This is a genomic window from Serratia sp. MMO-28 (genome assembly GCF_037199905.1).
Lineage (GTDB): Bacteria > Pseudomonadota > Gammaproteobacteria > Enterobacterales > Enterobacteriaceae > Chania > Chania oryzae.
In genome coordinates this window covers 81,725-100,616 of sequence record NZ_JBBCVB010000004.1, presented here as the reverse complement: position 1 = coordinate 100,616, position 18,892 = coordinate 81,725, and the positions used below count along the sequence as shown (strand labels likewise).

Sequence of the window (18,892 nt, the reverse complement as noted above, 5' to 3'; positions counted from 1 at the left end):
ATCCGAGCCGCTGAAGAAGCATGCTCACCAGGATTCGTTCGCCTGCTGCCTACCTGCAACGCCAAGTGCTTTGGGTCTGTAGGCAGCCCGTTTATGAATTAGCGAGTGATCGCCTTAGCACTCGCGGTAACGATCAGTAACAAGGTGGCCACGCAGGCCAAGGCAAACGTCAGGCTGGAAAGCTGGGCGATGAAACCGATCAACGCCGGGCCTGCGAGAATACCGGCATAGCCGACCGTGGTGACAGAGGCGATAGCCAGGTTGGCAGGCATCGCCTGCTGATTCCCGGCCGCGGTAAACAGGATAGGCACCACGTTGGAAGCACCAATGCCAACCAGCATAAAGCCAAGCAGCGACGTCAGCACGTTGTCGATGGCGATCGCCAACACCAGGCCGATGGCTGCACACAGGCTGCCCAATAACAGCACCCGATATCTGCCCATGGCATTGACCACGCGATCGCCGTTCAGCCGACCGAGCGTCATGGTGATAGAGAACAGTGCATAACCGAGCCCTGCTTGGCTATGATCCATGCCACGGGATGCGGTGAGGAACAGTGCGCTCCAATCGAGCATTGCTCCTTCTGCCAGGAACATAATAAAGCACAGCAAACCAATGAACATCACCCAGCCACGCGGCAGCACGAACATTGGGCCACCGGCATCCCCGCCACTTTCCCGCAGCAGATTTTTACTGGCGATAGCAAGCAGCGCCAAAATCATGGCGACGGTAACCAGCGTGGCCTGAAGCGGCCCACAGCCTAGCCATAGTAAGGCGCTGACGCCGCCAGCACCGACGATGCCCCCTACGCTGAAAAAACCGTGAAAACCCGACATCATGGCTCGCCCGCTGGCGCGCTCAACCACCACGGCCTGTATATTCATGGCCACATCGATCATACCGATTGCCGCACCAAACAGCAGTAGTGCCAGTGCCATACCCGCCGTTGAGTCCATAAGGACGAGCAGTGGCAAATCGATACACAGCAGCAACCCAGCCAGTAGGATCACGCGTCTGCAGCCGAATTTGCCGGTCAACAGGCCGGTCAGTGGCATTGCCAACATTGAGCCAGCACCGATGCACAGCAACAGTAAACCTAATGAGCCGTCATCGATGCCGACACGCGTCTTGGCAAAAGGTACCAGCGGAGCCCAGGCGGCCATGCCGAGACCCGCAATAAAAAAGGCCAGGCGAGTGGCAATCTGCGCGGGTACGCCGGGTTTGGGGTGTTCATTGCACAAAGTGGCTGTCATGTGGGTATCGGGATCGATTTTGTTTAAGTGACTCAAATGAGCCCTGTTTTTATCACAATCTGCGATCGGGGTCGAAAGGATTCGCGTTGCTGTCACCGTTGCTCTGGGAACAGGCACAGATTGCTATTCTGCGGTTTTCTCCTCTGTCTACTCTATCAATGAGAATTTAAATCATGAGGTTAGCATGGATCTGAAAATCGAGCGGGTCATCGAAACGGTTCTGTATGTGCATGATATTGAGCGTGCTGCCGTTTTTTATCAACAGGTGTTAAAGCTGCCAGTGATGGTGGCGAATGAACGTTTCCGAGCTTACAACGTGGCGGATAAAAGCGTGCTGCTGCTGTTTATTGAAGGGGATTCGATGAACGGTGCTCATTATCCAGAAGGATATATTCCGCCGCACGATGGCCGTGGGCCACAGCATCTTGGTCTGGCCGTCAGCAAAGTACAATTACCGCTGTGGGAACAGCATCTGGCTGAACATGGCATCAGGATCGAAGGGCGCATGCGCTGGGAGCACGGGGGCGAAAGTATTTATTTTCGCGATCCCGATGAGCACTTGCTGGAGTTGGTGACGCCAGGCATTTGGGCTAATTACTGAGTAGGTCAGGTTTATGCCCATATCATGCGTCGGCTCTCATTGCTGATGTCATTTGCGGCAAATAGCACTGAGAGACAAAGCATTATTTGTAGGACAGCTAGGCTTAGGGCACGGCACATGCATTTCAACAGGATGAGCTATGACCAAAAAACGGGTATTAATCGTTAGTATTGCGGCAGCATTTTCTGTTCTTGCTGGTTGCACCGCTTACGACAGGGCCGCGAGCTATGTGAAAGAGCCTGTGGTAAGCGATGTAAAAGTCGGGATGACTAAACAGCAAGTACGGGCTATTGCCGGGCCGCCATCAACCTCTGCAACACTGATCCACGCAAAGGGAACCTGTGACACCTATGCCGTGGCACCGCGTGATGGCAAAGCACAAACTTATTTTGTCAGCTTTAACGAGACGGGTCATGTGATGAACAAGGGGTATCAGAGTTGTTCCGATTACGATACGCAGCCTAAATAATCGTCATCCATGATTTAAAAGAACCTCATTTTCGCGAGGTTCTTTATTTTTTAACCGCTAGTGGTCTGAAATTTAAGCAAGTGAACGTTTCTCCGCATTTTTTTGCATGGGAACGGTAGACATTTCATAACGGTATCGCTAATATCTGCGCCCATTGGAAGGATGGCCGAGTGGTTTAAGGCAACGGTCTTGAAAACCGTCGACGGGCGACTGTCCCAGAGTTCGAATCTCTGTCCTTCCGCCAAATTCAGCCGGCTTAGCTCAGTAGGTAGAGCAACTGACTTGTAATCAGTAGGTCACCAGTTCGATTCCGGTAGCCGGCACCATGATTAGATGTACGTAGTCTCTTAAGCCCAGCAATCTTAATGATTGCTGGGCTTTTTTGTTATTCTGGTGCTAGAAAGCCTGCTCTCGTTAAGAACAAAGATAGAGTAGGGAAGACGTGGGGTACGCCGGTTGATTGAACCGGCGCGGGAGAGCGGCAGGCCTAAATATCATTGGTCAGCCACTGATCGGATTCGTCGAACATTTCTTCAAGCAGACGGTTTAGCTTCTCGCGGTCACTTTTGCTGGCATCGGAATTCAGAGCGTTTGCCTGCATGGGTTTTACTTTCACTTCAGCGTCAGGGAAGAGACGGTGCACACGTTTTGTCAGCTCGGCTTTAATAATTTCAGCAGCTCCTGGAATGCCAGTAACGTTGCGTTTATCAAACACCAATTCAACGAACATAGTTAAACCTTAAAATGACTGTTTATGTATACAGTTATTTTGACCGAGAGCCAGGGCATAGTGCAAGAAAAATATGAAGAAAATCTTGCGCTGACAACGCATTGGCATAAGCGCCATCCACGAAAATACCAACGGTTCAAACGGGGTCTTCCGTACCATGGAAGACGGCCTCAATGTTGTAGCCATCCGGATCGTATACAAACGCGGCATAGTAATTTTTGTGATAGTGGTGACGGAACCCTGGAGCTCCGTTATCGTTGGCTCCTGCTGCCAATGCGGCTTCATAAAAGGCCTTCACCTGCGCTTGGCTTGTGGCGCGAAAGGCAATATGGATACGTGGCGTGCAGGGGGCACCGGTAGAGATCCAAAAATCCCCTCCTGGATCACCCCCCGGTTGCAGCACGGCTTCACCATAACCTGCTGCAGCATCGCCGAGCTGCAAACGCAGCACATATCCTAATGGTGCCAGCACCTTCGAGTAGAATTCTTTACTTCGGGCAAATTGGCTTACGTTGATACCGGTGTGATCAATCATGCTTTACCTCCAAGTCAGAACAAGTCGGTTTGCGGCGATTGCCACTGTGATTATTGACGGCAAGAGCCAGCGAGAATCTGTTCTGAACGATAACTATCCAAGGTTGAACGTACAATAACCATACCAGCAGAGTAGGATTCAAATCACAGGGCAGGGGCCAATGAGCGAGAGCTATTTCATGATCGGTAAATCACAAGCATAAAAAAACCAACCGTAACAGGTTGGTTTCTCTATAAAAAGTTGGTCGGCATGAGAGGATTCGAACCTCCGACCCCCGACACCCCATGACGGTGCGCTACCAGGCTGCGCTACATGCCGACGCAGTGCGACCTATACTACCGTTTCTCGTCATGAATTCAAGATGGCTTATCGCTGATTGCTTTAGATTTAAGCAGTTAGTTGGCAATAAAGCGTTTAACGTCTGTCAGCACCTGCAATAATAGCGCTAACGGAGGTTTTTCATCTTTTATCTCTTTATCATCCTGATCGTAGGCATGATAGCTGCCGTTGCTGTCCAATAGCAGTGTCTGCTTGGGGGTAGTAATCACCAGCAGGCTACGGTTGCCGGTAGCCAGCCAGTCGTTTTTCCGCTGTGCGGCAAACAGATCTTCACCCTGCGAATAATCGTTGGCGGCAGTGCTGACGTGTAACAGGCGCTGCATCAGGGTACGCATCACGTCATTGTGGTTGGTCAGTTTATTGATCGTCTGCGCTGGTGTGCCAGGCCAATGAATGACCAGAGGAACCTGAAGCTGGCTGCGGTTGAAGCGGGTGCCCGCACCCCAGTCCCCTTTGCCGCTATCGTTGAATTCGACGCCGTTCTCCGCGGTGATCACCACCACCGTGTTATCCAGCATCTGTTTTTCTTTCAGCGTTGCCAGCACCTGTGCGATCTGGGTATCGACGTCTTTCGCCGCCATACGGTAGTGCTGGATAAATGCATCCTGTGTCTTGTCACTGTTTTGCAGGTTGGCCCCGCTGAAATTGATGTAGGAGAACCAGGGGGCGCTATGATTCTGGTCGGCCAACCAGCGCTGCCATTGCTGGGTAGTGAGTGCATCGCTCTGCACGGCGGGTGCGGGGAGCGAGAAGTCAGCCAGCAACGCCTGGCGATAAAGCGCGGCATTGAAGCCGTCGGAAGAGAACAGCCCGAATTGATAGCCTTGATCGCTCAGCGCATTGATCAGTGCAGAAGGTTTACGCCCTGCCAGAATGCCATCCAGATAAGTGGGCGAAATACCGTAGAACAGGCCAAACAGGCCGGTATCAGCATGGTTGCCGGAGCTGTAATGATTGCTGAAGCGGATGTTTTCCTGAGCAAAACGGGTGAGAGCAGGCATATCTTGTTCAAGATCGGCCTTACGAATGCCATCCACCACAATCATCAGCAGATTGTAACCGCTGCCTTTATCACGGTAGTTCAGTGGGCTCAGCGGGTATTCTACCGCGGCTGCTTCAGGGCTACCCTGCTGAATCAGGCGGCGTTCGTACTCTTCTTGGTTCAACAGACCGTGTTTTTCCAAAAACTTACGCGCGGTCATCGGATAAGAGAGCGGCAGATTGGCGCGCTGCATGGTGATCGGGCGATAGAAATTGGCATCGGCCCAGATATAAATCAGATGTGAAGCGAAGAACGAGCAGATAAACAGCGCTGCCAGCGGCTTGCCAAAGCTACGCCGGTTAAGGCTGCGCAGCTTCTGCCAGCTCCAGGTGGCAAACAGCATTTGAATCAGGAAGATCACCGGTACGCTGATGAACATCAGTTGCCAATCGCGTGCCAGTTCACTTTGATCTGGGTTGATCACCAGTTCCCACACCACCGGGTTAAGGTGCAGGTGGAAGTGGGAAAAGACGGCGCTGTCGACCAGCAGCAACGTTAACCCGGCGGTGGCCAACGCGGCAGAAATAAATCGCAACAGGCGTTGCGACATCACCACAAAGGTGAGTGGGAAGACGATCAGCAGATAGGCAGCAAACACAATAAAGCTGAACTGCCCAATCAGGCTGACTAACGCATAAATCCGCCCCAACAATGAGGACGGCCAGTCGGTGACAAACAGGTAGCGGCTGCCCAACCCAATACTGAGCAGAATGTTAAACAAGGCGAACCAGTGCCCCCAACTGATCATCTGGGAGACTTTTTCACGATAACGCTGACGGTTTGTCACCATAAATAATTATTAATGCGCTTTATCTTCACGGATCGAAGCCTGTAGAGCTTCAGCAAAGGATCTTGCCAGTGACTTCCGCTGCGCGGGAGCAATACTGGTATTGATCAGGTTGGTTACCATGTTGCCCAGCACCATCAAAGAGAGATCGGTGGGAGTATGGTGTTTTTCCAAAACATTGACCAGTTCAGAAAGCAATTGTTCAACGTGTTCGTCACTGTAACGAGATGATTGTGGCATAAAGATTGTGCTCAAAGCCTGACAAAGTCCAATATCTTACCGTATAGGGCCGTGTTTTTCCGCTCTTTTATAGTGCGAAGATCGTTAAGGAAGTGATTATAGCTGCTGCCCGGCAGGAGACAGGGGCGTTAGCGGCTTCATTGATGCCAGCATCTGCCCGCGCTTGAAATCCATTGGGTATCTGTTGCGGTTCGCAGCCTTCAGTGCTTGAATACGCGCTCAAAGAACAGGAGGATTAATCATGAGTCTGGATATCGACCAGATTGCGCTGCACCAGTTGGTAAAACGCGACGAACAGACGTTGGACGTGGTGCTACGCGATTCCCTTCTCCCCACCAATGCGGCGGTGGAAGAGATGATGGCAGAACTGCACCGCGTTTACAGTGCCAAGAGTAAAGCTTACGGCTTGTTCAACGAGGAAAGCGAGTTGGCGGACGCGTTGCGTACCTGCCGCAAGGGCGATGAAGACTTCCTGGCATTCAGCCGTGCGGCGACCGGTCGCCTGCGTGATGAACTGGCGAAATACCCGTTTGCCGATGGTGGCGTGGTGCTGTTTGGCCAATACCGTTTCCTGGCGGTGGAGTATTTGCTGATTGCCGTGCTGAACAGTTGTAACAGTATGCGCGTCAATGAAGAGCTGGACATCAGCACAACTCACTATCTGGATATCAACCATGCGGATATCGTGGCGCGTATTGATCTGACCGAATGGGAAACCAACCCGCAATCAACGCGTTATCTGACCTTCCTGAAAGGGCGCGTGGGGCGCAAAGTTTCTGATTTCTTCATGGACTTCCTGGCGGCGGCGGAAGGTTTGGATACCAAGGCGCAGAACCGTGGCTTGTTGCAGGCGGTGGACGATTACTGTGACGATGCGCAGTTGGGTAAGAACGAACGCCAGTCGGTGCGCCAGCAGGTTTATAGCTACTGCAATGAGCAATTACAGGCGGGTGAAGAGATTGAGTTGCAGGCTCTGTCGCAAGAGCTCGCGCCGGTTGGCGAAAAAGATTTCCTGCAGTTTTCCAGCGAGCAGGGCTATCAACTGGAAGAGAGTTTCCCGGCGGATCGCGGCACGCTGCGGCAGCTGACCAAGTTTGCCGGTAGCGGCGGCGGTATCAGCCTGAACTTTGATGCCATGCTGTTGGGGGAGCGGATTTTCTGGGATCCAGCTACGGACACGCTGACGATCCGCGGGACACCGCCGAACCTGCGCGATCAGCTGCAACGCCGCTCAAGCGGCGGCAAATAAGCCGGATCGCAGCCAATAAAAAACGCCGCAATTGCGGCGTTTTCTACTTCGGCGTCCCGAAAGATCGATAACGTGGCGATTAAACGCGAACGAAGTCGATGTGAGCCAGTTTTGGCTTGAACGGGTGACGCTGTACAGCCTGAACCTTAACTTTGGTTTCTTTACCGTCGATAACCAGAGTTACTGCTTCGCTGTAGAATTCTGGTTTAACTTCCATGTTCTTTACAGAATCATGGTCTAATTCGATGGAAACTGCAGCTTCTTTGCCACCGTAAACGATAGCTGGGAATTTGTTTGCTGCACGCAGGCGGCGGCTCGCACCCTTACCCTGGTCTTTACGTACTTGTACGTTGATAGTGAACATTGTTTTTTCTCTTAAAAGAAAATTTACCCTGCTACAGGCGACCCAGTAACAGGCTCGATAACCTGCTTTCACACTGGGTAAACCCAGGCAAAGCGGGCGGCATTTTAACGGAAAGCCACTCTATGGGCAACGAAAACCTGCCACGCGCCGCTTAATAGAGCTCATTGGCCCGGCGAAAGCGCCCCTGATAATCAAAAACCTTTTCGCGTATTTGCCAGAACTGGCCGCGTTTGCGCGCCACGACAAAGTCCGGATGGCGCAACAGCGCCTGCTGCGCCAGAATATCGGCCGCATTCTGCCAACTGAATGGCACCCCAGGAGCGCGCTGATGCGGCCGCAGGAACAGCATTTCAAACGCTTTTCGCTGGGCCGGGGTGTGCAGGCGGAAGCGTTCACTGGCGCTGGTGCCGTCTTCGTCGTAGTACGTGGCCTTCAGCCACTCCCCTTTATCATCGCGGCCGTTTTGTAACTCCATGCCGCCACAGCGCAGTACCAGCGCATCTTTCAGCTTCAAAGCGGCTTTCAGCATATCATCAGGATCGACCAGCACTTCCTGGCACTGATGGCAGCGGCGGGCGGCGATATCGTTTTCCGCGCCGCAGTGCGGGCAGTTTTTGAAACGGAAGCGATAGTCACATTGTTCACGGTGGCCGTCGTTGTCCTCAAGCCAGCCTTGGCAGCGGCGGCCATAGTGCTCGATGATCGCACCGCTCTCGGTACATTTTCCCCAGAACAGGTTGGCGAAGCCGCAGGCCGGGCAGAACACCTGCACCGGTTGGCTGCCCGCGTGGGGTTTGCTGACCCCTACTTCTGGGGTGAACAGATCGTGCGGGTTGCCTGCGTAGTCGAGAATCAAACACTCTTTCTTGCCGGGAGCCAGCCGCAGCCCGCGCCCGACGATCTGCTGATACAGGCTGACGGATTCGGTTGGCCGCAAGATCGCGATCAGATCAACATGCGGGGCGTCAAAACCGGTAGTCAATACCGCCACGTTAACCAGATAGCGCAGTTGCTGCTGCTTAAAGGCTTCGATCAGCGCATCGCGTTCGGCGGCGGGCGTTTCGGCGCTCACCAGGGCGGCTTCTCCGGCGGGCAGCAGGCCGTGAATTTCGCGGGCATGTTCTACCGTTGCAGCAAAGATCATCACGCCTTTGCGGGTTTGCGCATATTCCACAATCTGGCTGATGATGTGCGGCGTGATGCGATGCTGTTTTTTCAGTTCGCGGTTGAGATCGACTTCGCTGAATAAACCATTGCTTCTGGCCTCCAGCCGGCTGAAATCGTACTGCACGATGGGCATATCCAAGCGCTCTGGCGGAACCAGAAACCCGTGCTTGATCATATAACGCAGCGGCAGTTCATAGATGCAGTCGCGGAACAGGCTGCTGCTGTCGCCGCGGATGAAGCCGTGATAATGGAACTGATAGATCCACCCTTTCCCCAGCCGATAAGGGGTGGCTGTCAAGCCAAGCAGGCGCAGTTGTGGGTTGGCTTTTTGCAGATGCTGAATAATCTGTTGATACTGGCTGTCATCGTCGTCGCTGATGCGGTGGCATTCGTCGATAATCAACAGCGAAAAGGCGCTATCAAACAGCGCAAGATTGCGCGCTACCGACTGCACACTGCCAAAGACCACTTTACCGCTGCTCTCTTTCTGTTGCAGCCCGGCGGCAAAAATGTCTGCCTCCAGCCCGTAAGCACAATATTTGGCATGGTTTTGCGCCACTAACTCTTTGACGTGCGCTAACACCAGCACTCGCCCACGGGCGCGCTTTGCCAGTTCGGCAATCACCAGGCTTTTGCCCGCACCGGTCGGCAGCACGATCAGCGCCGGTTCAGGGTGCTGACGAAAATGTTGGATGGTGGCCTCGACCGCCTCCAACTGATAGGGGCGCAGGGTAAATGCCATGAATTAACGCCGTTTGCTGGAATGGGCCGCCGAGAGCCGGCTTTGCAATAGAAAGCCTTGCTGAAATCCTGTCATGCTGCTCCCTGAAGGGCGGATAAAGTTTCCCTTATTATGCCCTTCTGGCGCCACGGGTGCGAGAAGCTTGGAAATTGCCGCTGTTATGGCACCCTTTCCGCCGCTATACTTATGTGACAGCAATCGCTGTTTCCCCACGCGATTTTACTGATTCCTCCTCTTCGAACCTGCTTTTTGCACCTGGTGTAAGGGTGGGGCGTTATATTCAGCAACCCGATCAATGCGATCATAACAACGACAGGCAAAGCAGATTCAATGCGACTGGACAAATTTTTATCTCAACAATTAGGCATCAGCCGCGCACTGGTGGCGCGTGAACTGCGTGCCAAACGCGTTACCGTGGACGGTGAAGTGGTGAAGAGCGGGGCGATCAAGCTGACTCCAGAACAGGAAGTGACGTTCGACGGCAACGTGTTGTCGCAACTGACCGGGCCGCGTTATTTCATGCTCAATAAACCGCAGGGGTACGTGTGTTCCACCGAAGATCCGGATCACCCGACGGTGCTCTATTTCCTCGATGAACCCGTGGCCTACAAGCTGCATGCGGCGGGGCGATTGGATATTGATACCACCGGCCTGGTGTTGATGACCGATGATGGCCAGTGGTCGCACCGGATCACCTCGCCAAAACATCACTGTGAGAAAACCTATCTGGTTACGCTGGAGCATCCGCTGGCTGAAGACACCGCCCAGCGCTTTGAGCAGGGGGTGCAATTGCACAATGAAAAAGACCTGACCAAACCGGCGCGCCTGGAAAAGATCGAAGATAATCTGGTGCGCTTGACCATCAGCGAAGGGCGCTATCACCAGGTAAAACGTATGTTTGCCGCCGTAGGCAACCGGGTCGTTGAACTGCACCGTGAACGCATTGGGGCTATTGCGCTGGATGATGATTTGGCCCCGGGAGAATATCGTCCGTTGACCGAAGAAGAGATTGCCAGCGTGGGTGCGCCGCACCTGCAGGATTGATTTTGCTGCCGATGAAGGAGTCATTGAACGTGCAACAGAAACGGACATCTCACCTGGGCTTGATCTTTATTCTCGGCCTGCTTTCCATGCTGATGCCACTGGCGATCGACATGTATTTGCCCAGTATGCCGATTATCGCCCAGGAGTTTGGCGTGGCGTCTGGTCGGGTACAGATGACGCTCAGCGCTTACGTGCTGGGCTTTGCCTTAGGCCAACTGTTCTATGGGCCGATGTCAGACAGCGTTGGCCGCAAGCCGGTGATCCTGTGGGGCACGTTGATTTTTGCCATCGCGGGCGGGGCCTGCGCCATGGCGCAGTCGGTTGAACAGCTGATCAACCTGCGTTTCCTGCATGGCCTGTCGGCGGCCGCCGCCAGCGTGGTGATTAACGCGCTGATGCGCGATATGTTCAGCAAAGATGAATTCTCACGCATGATGTCGTTCGTGATCCTGGTGATGACCATTGCGCCGTTGCTGGCTCCGATGATCGGGGGCGCGTTGCTGCTGTGGTTTAGCTGGCATGCCATTTTCTGGACCATGGGAGCGGCGGCATTGCTCGGCTCGGTGCTGGTGGCGTTCTTCATCAAAGAAACCTTGCCCAAAGCGCGGCGGCAGAAATTCCATCTGCGCACCACGCTGGGGAATTTCGGCTCATTGTTCCGTCATAAGCGGGTGTTGAGCTATATGCTGGCCAGCGCTTTTTCGTTTGCCGGGATGTTTTCCTTCCTCAGCGCCGGGCCTTTTGTTTATATCGAGCTGAATAACGTTTCCCCCCAGCATTTTGGTTACTACTTTGCGCTGAATATCGTGTTCCTGTTCCTAACCACTCTGATCAACAGCCGCAATGTACGCCGTGTCGGAGCCGTCAAAATGTTCCGCTTCGGTTTATCCGTGCAGTTAGTGATGGGGATATGGTTGCTGCTGGTAAGTGCCAGCGGGCTGGGGTTCTGGGCACTGGTGCTGGGCGTAGCGGTTTATCTTGGTTGTATCGCCATGATCTCCTCCAACGCGATGGCAGTGATTCTGGACGATTTTCCGCATATGGCGGGAACCGCCTCTTCGCTGGCAGGCACCTTGCGTTTCAGCATTGGTGCGCTGGTTGGCACAATACTTGCCATGGCACCGGGTAAAAGCGTATGGCCGATGGTCTCTTCCATGGCATTGTGTAGCATTATTGCCATGTTGTTTTACCGCTTTGCCAGCGCGCCTAAGAAATAACCGGCATTCCCCCTGCATTTCGAAAATACAGGGGGATTATTGTAGTGATAGTGCTAAATTATTTCTGTGGGAAAGTATTATTACCCCGCGGGCTTTATATGAATCGCATATTCCTAGCGTAATATTATTCCTCTCTCCCTCAGTAATTAATTGTGAATGAAATCACATTGTGCAATAAGATAATTCCCCGAGAAAAGTAAAAATTATATTTTAATTCCCTGCCAGTCGGTAACTTTTTAACACTTGTGTTGCGTTTGGTTAGCGGTGGGATACATACTATGAGGTGGTGCAGTCTATACGGTTTTATGTATGGGAAAATAGTGCACGCTTAGTTATGTTGAATAGACCCTGAACGATTTTTTATACCTAATGAATTTCAAAATGCAACCAGACTAAAGTCTGGGGGCTTGGTAAGCTAGCATCTATATATTCTGAAAGGTATCAGAGATACATGCATTAAAAAATATAATAATTGCACTAACAATAACTCTAGGAAGGAGATACCGTGAAAAAAATACGTTTCTTGCGTTCTTTATGCATTGGGATATTTGTTGCCACACTCTCTGCCTGTGATTCTGGTGGGGGAGATTCATCAAACACAGATACGTCAACTCCACCCATTAGTCCCCCCGTTACTCCACCAGTAACACCTCCTGTTATTCCACCAGAGCCTCCTATCGTCAGCCCACAGACTGCGGCTCTGGATATTATTACGCAAGGCAAGGATGGCGTTGTTCTGGCGGGCGCTGAAGTATTCTTTAATGAAATCAAGCTTTCATCCAGCGATCAAAACGGCGTAGCGCAGCTTTCTTCTCTCCCAGCGGATGATAAGGGGTTCTGGGTAGTGAAAGTGAAAAAAGCGGGTTATGTGACGCAGGCTGTTAAAGTCGCGGTGCAAGAAAAAATGCCACCGCTGATCGTTCATCTGATGCCTGTGACAGAGACCAAATACCTTGAGCATATTGAAAAAGCACAGGGTATTTCCAGCCTGACCATGGATGCCCACGTTATTCTGCCTGAGGCTGCGCTGGTTTATGCCGACGGAACGCCGGCTACGGGCAAAGCGCGGGTGGAGCTAACGCCTTGGAATATCGACAGTGATGACCTGAAAGCCATGCCTGCCAATGGGCGTGCTATCACCGCAGGTAATCAGGAAGTCGACTTGATCAGCGCTGGGCTGATGGCCGTGGCGTTTTATGATGAAGCCGGTAACGCCTTGAATCTAGCCGAAGGTAAAACCGCTACCCTGCAAATGAGCCTGCCGTTCTCCAGCATTGACGGCCATGACTTATCGGCGGGTGGGGCAATCCCAATGTGGTATTTCAACGAGAGCCTGGGACTGTGGGAAGAAACGCCTGATGTCAAAGGATCTGCCGTCGTGGTGACCCGCGATGGAGAGAAAATGCTGCTGGTAGAAGCCAGCGTGCCACATTTCTCATCATGGAATTGGGATTTTAAATATGAATCTGCAGGCACTACCTTCTTGCAATGTCTGGATCCCGAATCTAAACCTATTGCCTGTAGCGTCACCGCTTCTGTAGTGCTGACCAATGGGTCAAAACTGGTAAGAAACAGTAGCATTAGTGCTGAAGGGGCGACAGTTTACAATATGCCCGATCGGGTCAAAGAGATTACCTGGGAGGCCACTGCCATACTGTCGGAAAGTGAGCGCCTTATGGGTAAAGTGAAAGACCCATCCGATGCTTTTGGTGCAGTAATACCAGGTTCGATATCTATTCCTCTGTCAGCCCCTTCGCAACTTTTTGCTCAATGCCAGTTATCCGATCTTACTCCGATAGCCTGTAGAGCAAAAATAGCACTTAACGGTGGATCTGAGTTTAAGGAATATAATTTACCGGTGGAAGGTGCCAGCATTTATTCACTAGAGTCACTGTTATCGGCAAGTTGGAGTGCATATCAGTACGTTTCTAACGAGAATGGTGAGGTTTGGAAATATACAGGGGAAAGTAGCAATACATCACTGATCGAAAATAAGTTGGCGATGACATTTGCTACGCCTCCGGAAAAAATCGACCAGAAACATATCTATGTTCGTTGCGATCCTCGTGCGCGTAGTTATAACTTAGATGAATATTTCGCTATTTCACTATGTAACGTTTCAGTAAGGCCAGAGGGTTGGGAGCCAGTCTTTCCTACACAGTCTATGAATATTTTTGTGACCATTCCTGCGGGAGTCAATTACCCTATAGCCGTCCTTCCTGAATGGATTGATGAGGGGTATGAGCGCGTTTATCTTGATGCAAATAGTTCTATTACTCCTGTGGGAGGCCTTGGTGAAGGGTGCTATTTCTCTGCAGGCCGTGAATTGCAGGTAAGTGAGATATTTAGCAATATTAGCCAGATATATGATTTAAGTTTAGAAGGTTATTGCGGAGCACCGATGCGTTGATTCGGCAATACCTGGGCCTTTTGAGCAGTGTTAAACGATGAATCTGCTCTCAGTGTAGTCAAGCTTGGGAGCCCACGAATACGGGCTCCCAGTATTGCTATCCCACCCAGCTCATTCGCTTGCAACCTCATAACCCTGACGCCTTTGGTCTCTCCCATCAGTGGGCGAATCGACTGTAGTTTTTTTGTTAAAAATCACGCAGTCGTTTAATAGGCTGCCAGAGCTGCAACCTTGCTGGCTGCATGAGGCCGCTTCTCTATTATTCCTGATTTTAATCATATCGTTATAATGAGATATGGAGGTTACGTATTAGCCAAGTGTTTGCGTGATGTAAAATTATAGCAATTGTAAAGTAACTACATTGCTATAAAAAAATGTTGAGTTCAGGGTCTGAAAGGGTTACATATAACGCAAAAAATGCGAGCTGAGTCGCAAAATGCTGTGAAATAAGATTTTACGGTAGGTGATAAAACCGTGTGATATCAGCGAGTACAATGATTTGGTTAATTTTTTGTGAAAATTTTACGTTTAAATAACATTTGTTCGCAGCAAAGTGGGTTGATTACGGCTATAACTAAGTAGTCCTGTGCTGTAAAAAAGTGTTTCACCTTTTCATACTAGGGATTTGATGTGGATACTCTCCAGCTTTCGGTAGTGCACCGCTTGCCGCAAAGTTATCGTTGGCTATCAGGTTTTACCGGCGTTAAGGTTGAGCCGACCCCGCTCAGCGGCATAGACGAAGATAACACTCTGATCGGCCTCAAGCTGCTCAGCCATGATGGAAATGATGCCTGGCTTGTGATGCAGCAACTCAACCAATCTCTGCAAGAGATTCAGGTCAATTGCGCCATTGTGGAATGGGAAGGTGAGCCTTGCCTGTTTGTTCATCATCGCGATGAAAGTGCCGCCATGTGTCGGCTAAAAAACGTGGGCGCCGCAATTGCTGAACAGCTTAGTGCACAATACCCCTTCTAGACCCCCTGTTAATCGACTAACTGCAATAATTGCCGCGTATACGCCGCCGAGGGTGCATTGAAAATCGTCTGGCAGTGCCCTTGCTCGACCACTTCTCCCTGACGCAGCACAATGACCTGATGGCAGAGTGCGCGTACAACGTGCAGATCATGACTGATGAACAGATAAGCTAATTGGTGACGCTGCTGTAACGATTTCAGCAACATCAGGATCTGTGCCTGGACCGATTTATCCAATGATGAGGTAGGCTCGTCCAGGATCAGCAACTGTGGTTGCAGGATCAGCGCACGGGCAATGGCAATCCGTTGGCGTTGCCCGCCGGAGAATTCGGTTGGATAGCGATGACGCAGCGCCGGATCCAACCCAACTTCCTGTAATGCCGCGATCACCCGCTGTTCACGTTGCTCCGCCGTCAGCTGCTGATGAACCTCCAAGCCTTCGGCGATAATCTGCTGTACGTTCAGCCGCGGGTTTAACGCAGAGTAGGGATCCTGGAAGACGATCTGCATACGGCTGCGGTAAGGCAGCATCTGCTGGTTATTGAACTGGTGCAGCGGTTGGCCATCAAACCAGATGGCACCTTGAGAACTCAGCAACCGCAGCAGCGCCAGGCCGGTGGTGCTTTTACCGGAGCCTGATTCGCCAACCAGGCCTACGCTTTCGCCCGGCTGCAGCTCGAAGCTCAAATTCTTCAAGGCATAGTTCTGATCGACGACGCGCCGCAGCAGGCCGCGTTTGATCGGGAAGCTGACCTGCAAATTCTCTACTTTCAGCAGCGGGTTGCCTGATTGTTGGTTAACCGGAAGCGGCAAGGGCTCACCGACGTCCTCGGCGGCCAGCAACTGGCGGGTATAGGCATGTTGCGGTGCGCTGAACAGGCGTGCGCGGCTGTTGTGTTCCACGCATAACCCTTGGCGCATCACCGCCACATTGTCAGCCAGGCGGCGCACGATATTCAGGTTATGGGTGATAAACAGCAGTCCCATGCCCAACTCCTGCTTCAGCTCTTTCAGCAAGATCAGGATCTGGGCTTGGATGGTGACATCCAGTGCGGTTGTGGGTTCGTCGGCAATCAGCAGTTTTGGCTGCGTCAGCACTGCCATGGCGATCATTACCCGCTGCCGCTCCCCACCGGAAAGCTGGTGTGGGTAATCTTGCAGACGTCCTTTGGCATTACGGATGCCAACCCGATCCAGGCACTGGATAATCTCACTGCGCGCGCTATCACGCCGCATGCCCCGGTGCAGCATCAGCACCTCTGCCAGCTGTTTCTCAATGGTGTGCAGCGGATTCAGCGACACCATCGGTTCCTGGAAGATCATGGAGATCTGGTTGCCGCGCACCTTACGCAGTTCGGTTTCTGTGGCATGCAACAACGAATTGCCGTTAAACAGGATATCGCCACTAGGGTATACCACCGGTGGTGCAGGCAACAAGCGCAGCACCGAAAGGGCGGTGACGCTTTTACCCGAGCCGGATTCACCGACCAGTGCCAGCGTTTCCCCTTGTTCAATCTGCAGCGAAACGCCGTTAACCACCTGAGTCAATGCTCCCCCCTGACGGAAAGCGATACTGAGATCCTGAATGGCAAGCAGAGGAGTCGTCATATCAATGCGCCTTGCTGGGGTCGAAGGCGTCACGAACCGCTTCGCCAATAAAAATGAGTAATGAGAGCAGCACCGCCAGCACCAGAAAAGCGGTAATGCCTAACCAAGGTGCCTGCAGGTTATTCTTGCCCTGCAATAACAATTCACCGAGTGAGGGTGAGCCAAGCGGCAGGCCGAAACCGAGAAAATCGAGTGAGGTGAGGGTGGTAATCGAACCGCACAGAATAAACGGCAGGAAGGTCAAGGTAGCGACCATAGCATTCGGCAGCATATGGCGATACATAATCACTCGGTCTGGTACGCCCATGGCTCTGGCGGCGCGTATATAGTCATAATTGCGGGTACGCAGGAACTCGGCGCGCACGACGCCCACCAGGCTCATCCAGCCAAATAGAATAGTGATTGCCAGCAACCACCAGAAGTTGGGCTGCACGATGCTGGAAAGCAAAATGATCAGGAACAGCGTTGGCATCCCAGACCACACCTCAATAAAACGTTGTCCCCACAGATCGAACCTGCCGCCATAATAGCCCTGCGTAGCTCCGACACAAATGCCGATCACGCTGGAAAACAGCGTCAGCGCCAGCCCGAACAACATGGAGATGCGGAAACCATAAAGCACCCTAGCCAATACGTCGCTGCCGTTACTGTCGGTGCCGAGCAGGTTCTGCCGCGAAGGTGGTGAGGGGAAGGGGACTTTGGTGGCAAAGTTAATGGTGTTGTAACTGAAGCGGATCGGAGCCCAGATCGCCCAACCGTGCTGATCGATCTGTTTCAGCACGAAGGGATCCTGAAAGTCGGTGATGGTGTTCAGCTTGCCGCCAAAGGTGGTTTCACTGTAATTGACCATAAACGGCACATACAGGCGGCCTTCATAGCGCACCAGTAAAGGTTTGTCGTTGGCAATCAGATTGGCGGCCAGGCTGAGAATAAAGACCACCAGAAACAGCCACAGTGACCAGTAACCGCGGCGGTTAGAGCGAAAGCGTGCCCAGCGGGCCTGATTGATGGGGCTTAAGCGGCTCATTGACGTGCCTCGAAATCAATGCGCGGATCGACCAGGGTATAGGTGATATCGCTGACAATATTCAGCAGCAGACCGATCAGGGTAAACATATACAGCGTGCCGAACATCACGGGATAGTCGCGTTGCAGCGTGGCGTCATAACCCAGCAGCCCAAGGCCGTTGAGTGAGAACATCACTTCGATCAGCAGCGAGCCGGTGAAAAACATGCTGATAAAGGTGGCCGGAAAGCCGGCGATCACCAGCAGCATGGCGTTGCGGAACACATGGCGGTAGAGGATTTTTTTCTCGTCCAGCCCTTTGGCACGGGCGGTGACCACATATTGCTTGCGGATCTCATCCAGGAACGAGTTCTTGGTCAACATGGTCAGGGTGGCGAAACCGCCGATCACCGTCGCCAGCACCGGCAGGGTGATGTGCCACAGGTAGTCGATAATTTTGCCGTACCAGGGCAGGGTATCGAAATTACTGGATACCAGCCCGCGCAGTGGGAACCAGTCAAGGTAGCTGCCGCCGGCGAACAGCACGATCAGCAGGATAGCGAACAGGAAGGCCGGAATGGCATAGCCGATGATGATCAGCGTGCTGCTCCAGGTATCAAAGGCGCTGCCGTTATGAATAGCTTTACGGATCCCCAGCGGTATGGAGACGAAATAGATGATCAGCGTACTCCATAGCCCCAGGCTAATGGAAACCGGCAGGCTTTGGCCGACGAGCTGCATCACCGAAGCGCCACGGAACAGACTATCGCCAAAATCTAAGCGCATATAGTTCCACAGCATGGCAAAGTAGCGTTCATGCAAGGGTTTATCGAAGCCATAGCGCTGGGTGATTTCTGCGATCACTTCAGGATCCAGCCCGCGTGAACCACGGTATTGGCTGTCGCCAACGTTAGCAACGCCCGCTTTGACATGCCCAAGGCCATCACCACCGCCTCCGCCGCCAAAACCGCTGGTTTGGCCCAGCTCAATGGTGGCGATTGCCTGATCGACCGGCCCACCAGGCGCAATTTGCACGATAAAAAAGTTGATCGTGATGATCGCCCACAGCGTGGGGATCACCAGCAATAATCTGCGTATCAGATAAGCGGCCACCAC

At 52.4% G+C, this 18,892-nt stretch carries 17 protein-coding genes and 3 tRNA genes; 9 read left to right on the top strand and 11 right to left on the bottom strand.

The features are described from left to right. Window positions 1-98 precede the first annotated feature (98 nt). The gene (locus WG891_RS04870) at window positions 99-1,253 is read right to left on the bottom strand and encodes an MFS transporter (RefSeq protein ID WP_337261737.1); all 1,155 of its coding nucleotides are present in this window, start codon (window positions 1,251-1,253) and stop codon (window positions 99-101) included. A gap of 184 nt (window positions 1,254-1,437) precedes the next feature. Between WG891_RS04870 and WG891_RS04865 the strand changes: the two genes are divergently transcribed. The 4 genes from WG891_RS04865 to WG891_RS04850 all read left to right on the top strand — a co-directional run bounded on the left by WG891_RS04865 (window position 1,438) and on the right by WG891_RS04850 (window position 2,649). After that, complete coding sequence (locus WG891_RS04865; protein WP_337261736.1) at window positions 1,438-1,854, top strand: VOC family protein; 417 nt, start codon at window positions 1,438-1,440, stop codon at window positions 1,852-1,854. 139 nt (window positions 1,855-1,993) lie between these two features. After that, window positions 1,994-2,323, top strand: a complete 330-nt coding sequence (osmE, locus tag WG891_RS04860) for an osmotically-inducible lipoprotein OsmE (protein ID WP_337261735.1) — start codon at window positions 1,994-1,996, stop codon at window positions 2,321-2,323. Window positions 2,324-2,479: 156 nt separating this feature from the next. After that, window positions 2,480-2,567, top strand: a tRNA-Ser gene (locus WG891_RS04855). Window positions 2,568-2,573: 6 nt separating this feature from the next. Next, window positions 2,574-2,649, top strand: a tRNA-Thr gene (locus WG891_RS04850). Window positions 2,650-2,810: 161 nt separating this feature from the next. Here the strand turns inward: WG891_RS04850 and WG891_RS04845 are convergent. From WG891_RS04845 to WG891_RS04825, 5 genes are all read right to left on the bottom strand, one after another. Beyond that, complete coding sequence (locus WG891_RS04845) at window positions 2,811-3,053, bottom strand: DinI family protein (protein WP_337261734.1); 243 nt, start codon at window positions 3,051-3,053, stop codon at window positions 2,811-2,813. A gap of 136 nt (window positions 3,054-3,189) precedes the next feature. Further along, window positions 3,190-3,588, bottom strand: a complete 399-nt coding sequence (locus WG891_RS04840; protein WP_337261733.1) for a VOC family protein — start codon at window positions 3,586-3,588, stop codon at window positions 3,190-3,192. 241 nt (window positions 3,589-3,829) lie between these two features. After that, window positions 3,830-3,906: transfer RNA gene (locus WG891_RS04835), tRNA-Pro, on the bottom strand. A 77-nt stretch (window positions 3,907-3,983) separates the two neighbouring features. Continuing rightward, window positions 3,984-5,759 (bottom strand): LPS biosynthesis-modulating metalloenzyme YejM, encoded by a 1,776-nt coding sequence (gene yejM, locus WG891_RS04830; protein WP_337261732.1) that lies wholly within the window; start codon window positions 5,757-5,759, stop codon window positions 3,984-3,986. A 9-nt stretch (window positions 5,760-5,768) separates the two neighbouring features. Continuing rightward, window positions 5,769-5,996 (bottom strand): YejL family protein, encoded by a 228-nt coding sequence (locus WG891_RS04825; RefSeq protein ID WP_076941538.1) that lies wholly within the window; start codon window positions 5,994-5,996, stop codon window positions 5,769-5,771. Window positions 5,997-6,237: 241 nt separating this feature from the next. Here WG891_RS04825 and yejK point away from each other — a divergent pair, with 241 nt between their 5' ends. Continuing rightward, complete coding sequence (gene yejK, locus WG891_RS04820; protein ID WP_076941537.1) at window positions 6,238-7,245, top strand: nucleoid-associated protein YejK; 1,008 nt, start codon at window positions 6,238-6,240, stop codon at window positions 7,243-7,245. 79 nt (window positions 7,246-7,324) lie between these two features. On the opposite strand, the gene rplY is transcribed toward yejK, so the two are convergent. Both rplY and WG891_RS04810 read right to left on the bottom strand, forming a co-directional pair. Beyond that, window positions 7,325-7,609: a 50S ribosomal protein L25 gene (rplY, locus tag WG891_RS04815; RefSeq protein ID WP_076941536.1), complete on the bottom strand. Its 285-nt coding sequence runs from the start codon at window positions 7,607-7,609 to the stop codon at window positions 7,325-7,327. A gap of 151 nt (window positions 7,610-7,760) precedes the next feature. After that, window positions 7,761-9,518, bottom strand: coding sequence for a DEAD/DEAH box helicase (locus tag WG891_RS04810; RefSeq protein ID WP_337261731.1), 1,758 nt, complete (start codon window positions 9,516-9,518; stop codon window positions 7,761-7,763). A gap of 330 nt (window positions 9,519-9,848) precedes the next feature. Here WG891_RS04810 and rsuA point away from each other — a divergent pair, with 330 nt between their 5' ends. The 4 genes from rsuA (at window position 9,849) to WG891_RS04790 (ending at window position 15,164) form a co-directional block, all read left to right on the top strand. Then, window positions 9,849-10,562 (top strand): 16S rRNA pseudouridine(516) synthase RsuA, encoded by a 714-nt coding sequence (rsuA, locus tag WG891_RS04805; RefSeq protein ID WP_076941534.1) that lies wholly within the window; start codon window positions 9,849-9,851, stop codon window positions 10,560-10,562. A gap of 29 nt (window positions 10,563-10,591) precedes the next feature. Next, window positions 10,592-11,779, top strand: coding sequence for a Bcr/CflA family multidrug efflux MFS transporter (locus WG891_RS04800; RefSeq protein ID WP_337261730.1), 1,188 nt, complete (start codon window positions 10,592-10,594; stop codon window positions 11,777-11,779). A gap of 505 nt (window positions 11,780-12,284) precedes the next feature. Then, window positions 12,285-14,189: a hypothetical protein gene (locus WG891_RS04795; protein ID WP_337261729.1), complete on the top strand. Its 1,905-nt coding sequence runs from the start codon at window positions 12,285-12,287 to the stop codon at window positions 14,187-14,189. Between the two features lie 630 nt (window positions 14,190-14,819). Next, the gene (locus tag WG891_RS04790; protein ID WP_337261728.1) at window positions 14,820-15,164 is read left to right on the top strand and encodes a YejG family protein; all 345 of its coding nucleotides are present in this window, start codon (window positions 14,820-14,822) and stop codon (window positions 15,162-15,164) included. Window positions 15,165-15,172: 8 nt separating this feature from the next. Here WG891_RS04790 and yejF read toward each other — a convergent pair whose 3' ends face one another. Genes yejF through WG891_RS04775 form a run of 3 tightly spaced genes read right to left on the bottom strand, consistent with a single transcriptional unit; the run spans window position 15,173 to window position 18,889 of the window. After that, window positions 15,173-16,771: a microcin C ABC transporter ATP-binding protein YejF gene (yejF, locus tag WG891_RS04785; RefSeq protein WP_337261727.1), complete on the bottom strand. Its 1,599-nt coding sequence runs from the start codon at window positions 16,769-16,771 to the stop codon at window positions 15,173-15,175. 1 nt (window position 16,772) lies between these two features. Next, entirely contained in the window at window positions 16,773-17,798 is a 1,026-nt protein-coding gene (locus tag WG891_RS04780; protein WP_337261726.1) for an ABC transporter permease, read from the bottom strand. Further along, window positions 17,795-18,889 carry a microcin C ABC transporter permease YejB gene (locus tag WG891_RS04775; protein WP_337261725.1) on the bottom strand — a complete coding sequence of 365 codons (1,095 nt, stop codon included), beginning with the start codon at window positions 18,887-18,889 and terminating at the stop codon, window positions 17,795-17,797. Before WG891_RS04775 ends, WG891_RS04780 begins: the two co-directional genes overlap by 4 nt. Window positions 18,890-18,892: the final 3 nt, after the last annotated feature.

Coding starts and splice junctions, on each gene's coding strand:
- WG891_RS04870 (WP_337261737.1), bottom strand. CDS start 1,253: ATGACAGCCACTTTGTGCAATGAACACCCCAAACCCGGCGTACCCGCG.
- WG891_RS04865 (WP_337261736.1), top strand. CDS start 1,438: ATGGATCTGAAAATCGAGCGGGTCATCGAAACGGTTCTGTATGTGCAT.
- osmE (WP_337261735.1), top strand. CDS start 1,994: ATGACCAAAAAACGGGTATTAATCGTTAGTATTGCGGCAGCATTTTCT.
- WG891_RS04845 (WP_337261734.1), bottom strand. CDS start 3,053: ATGTTCGTTGAATTGGTGTTTGATAAACGCAACGTTACTGGCATTCCA.
- WG891_RS04840 (WP_337261733.1), bottom strand. CDS start 3,588: ATGATTGATCACACCGGTATCAACGTAAGCCAATTTGCCCGAAGTAAA.
- yejM (WP_337261732.1), bottom strand. CDS start 5,759: ATGGTGACAAACCGTCAGCGTTATCGTGAAAAAGTCTCCCAGATGATC.
- WG891_RS04825 (WP_076941538.1), bottom strand. CDS start 5,996: ATGCCACAATCATCTCGTTACAGTGACGAACACGTTGAACAATTGCTT.
- yejK (WP_076941537.1), top strand. CDS start 6,238: ATGAGTCTGGATATCGACCAGATTGCGCTGCACCAGTTGGTAAAACGC.
- rplY (WP_076941536.1), bottom strand. CDS start 7,609: ATGTTCACTATCAACGTACAAGTACGTAAAGACCAGGGTAAGGGTGCG.
- WG891_RS04810 (WP_337261731.1), bottom strand. CDS start 9,518: ATGGCATTTACCCTGCGCCCCTATCAGTTGGAGGCGGTCGAGGCCACC.
- rsuA (WP_076941534.1), top strand. CDS start 9,849: ATGCGACTGGACAAATTTTTATCTCAACAATTAGGCATCAGCCGCGCA.
- yejF (WP_337261727.1), bottom strand. CDS start 16,771: ATGACGACTCCTCTGCTTGCCATTCAGGATCTCAGTATCGCTTTCCGT.
- WG891_RS04780 (WP_337261726.1), bottom strand. CDS start 17,798: ATGAGCCGCTTAAGCCCCATCAATCAGGCCCGCTGGGCACGCTTTCGC.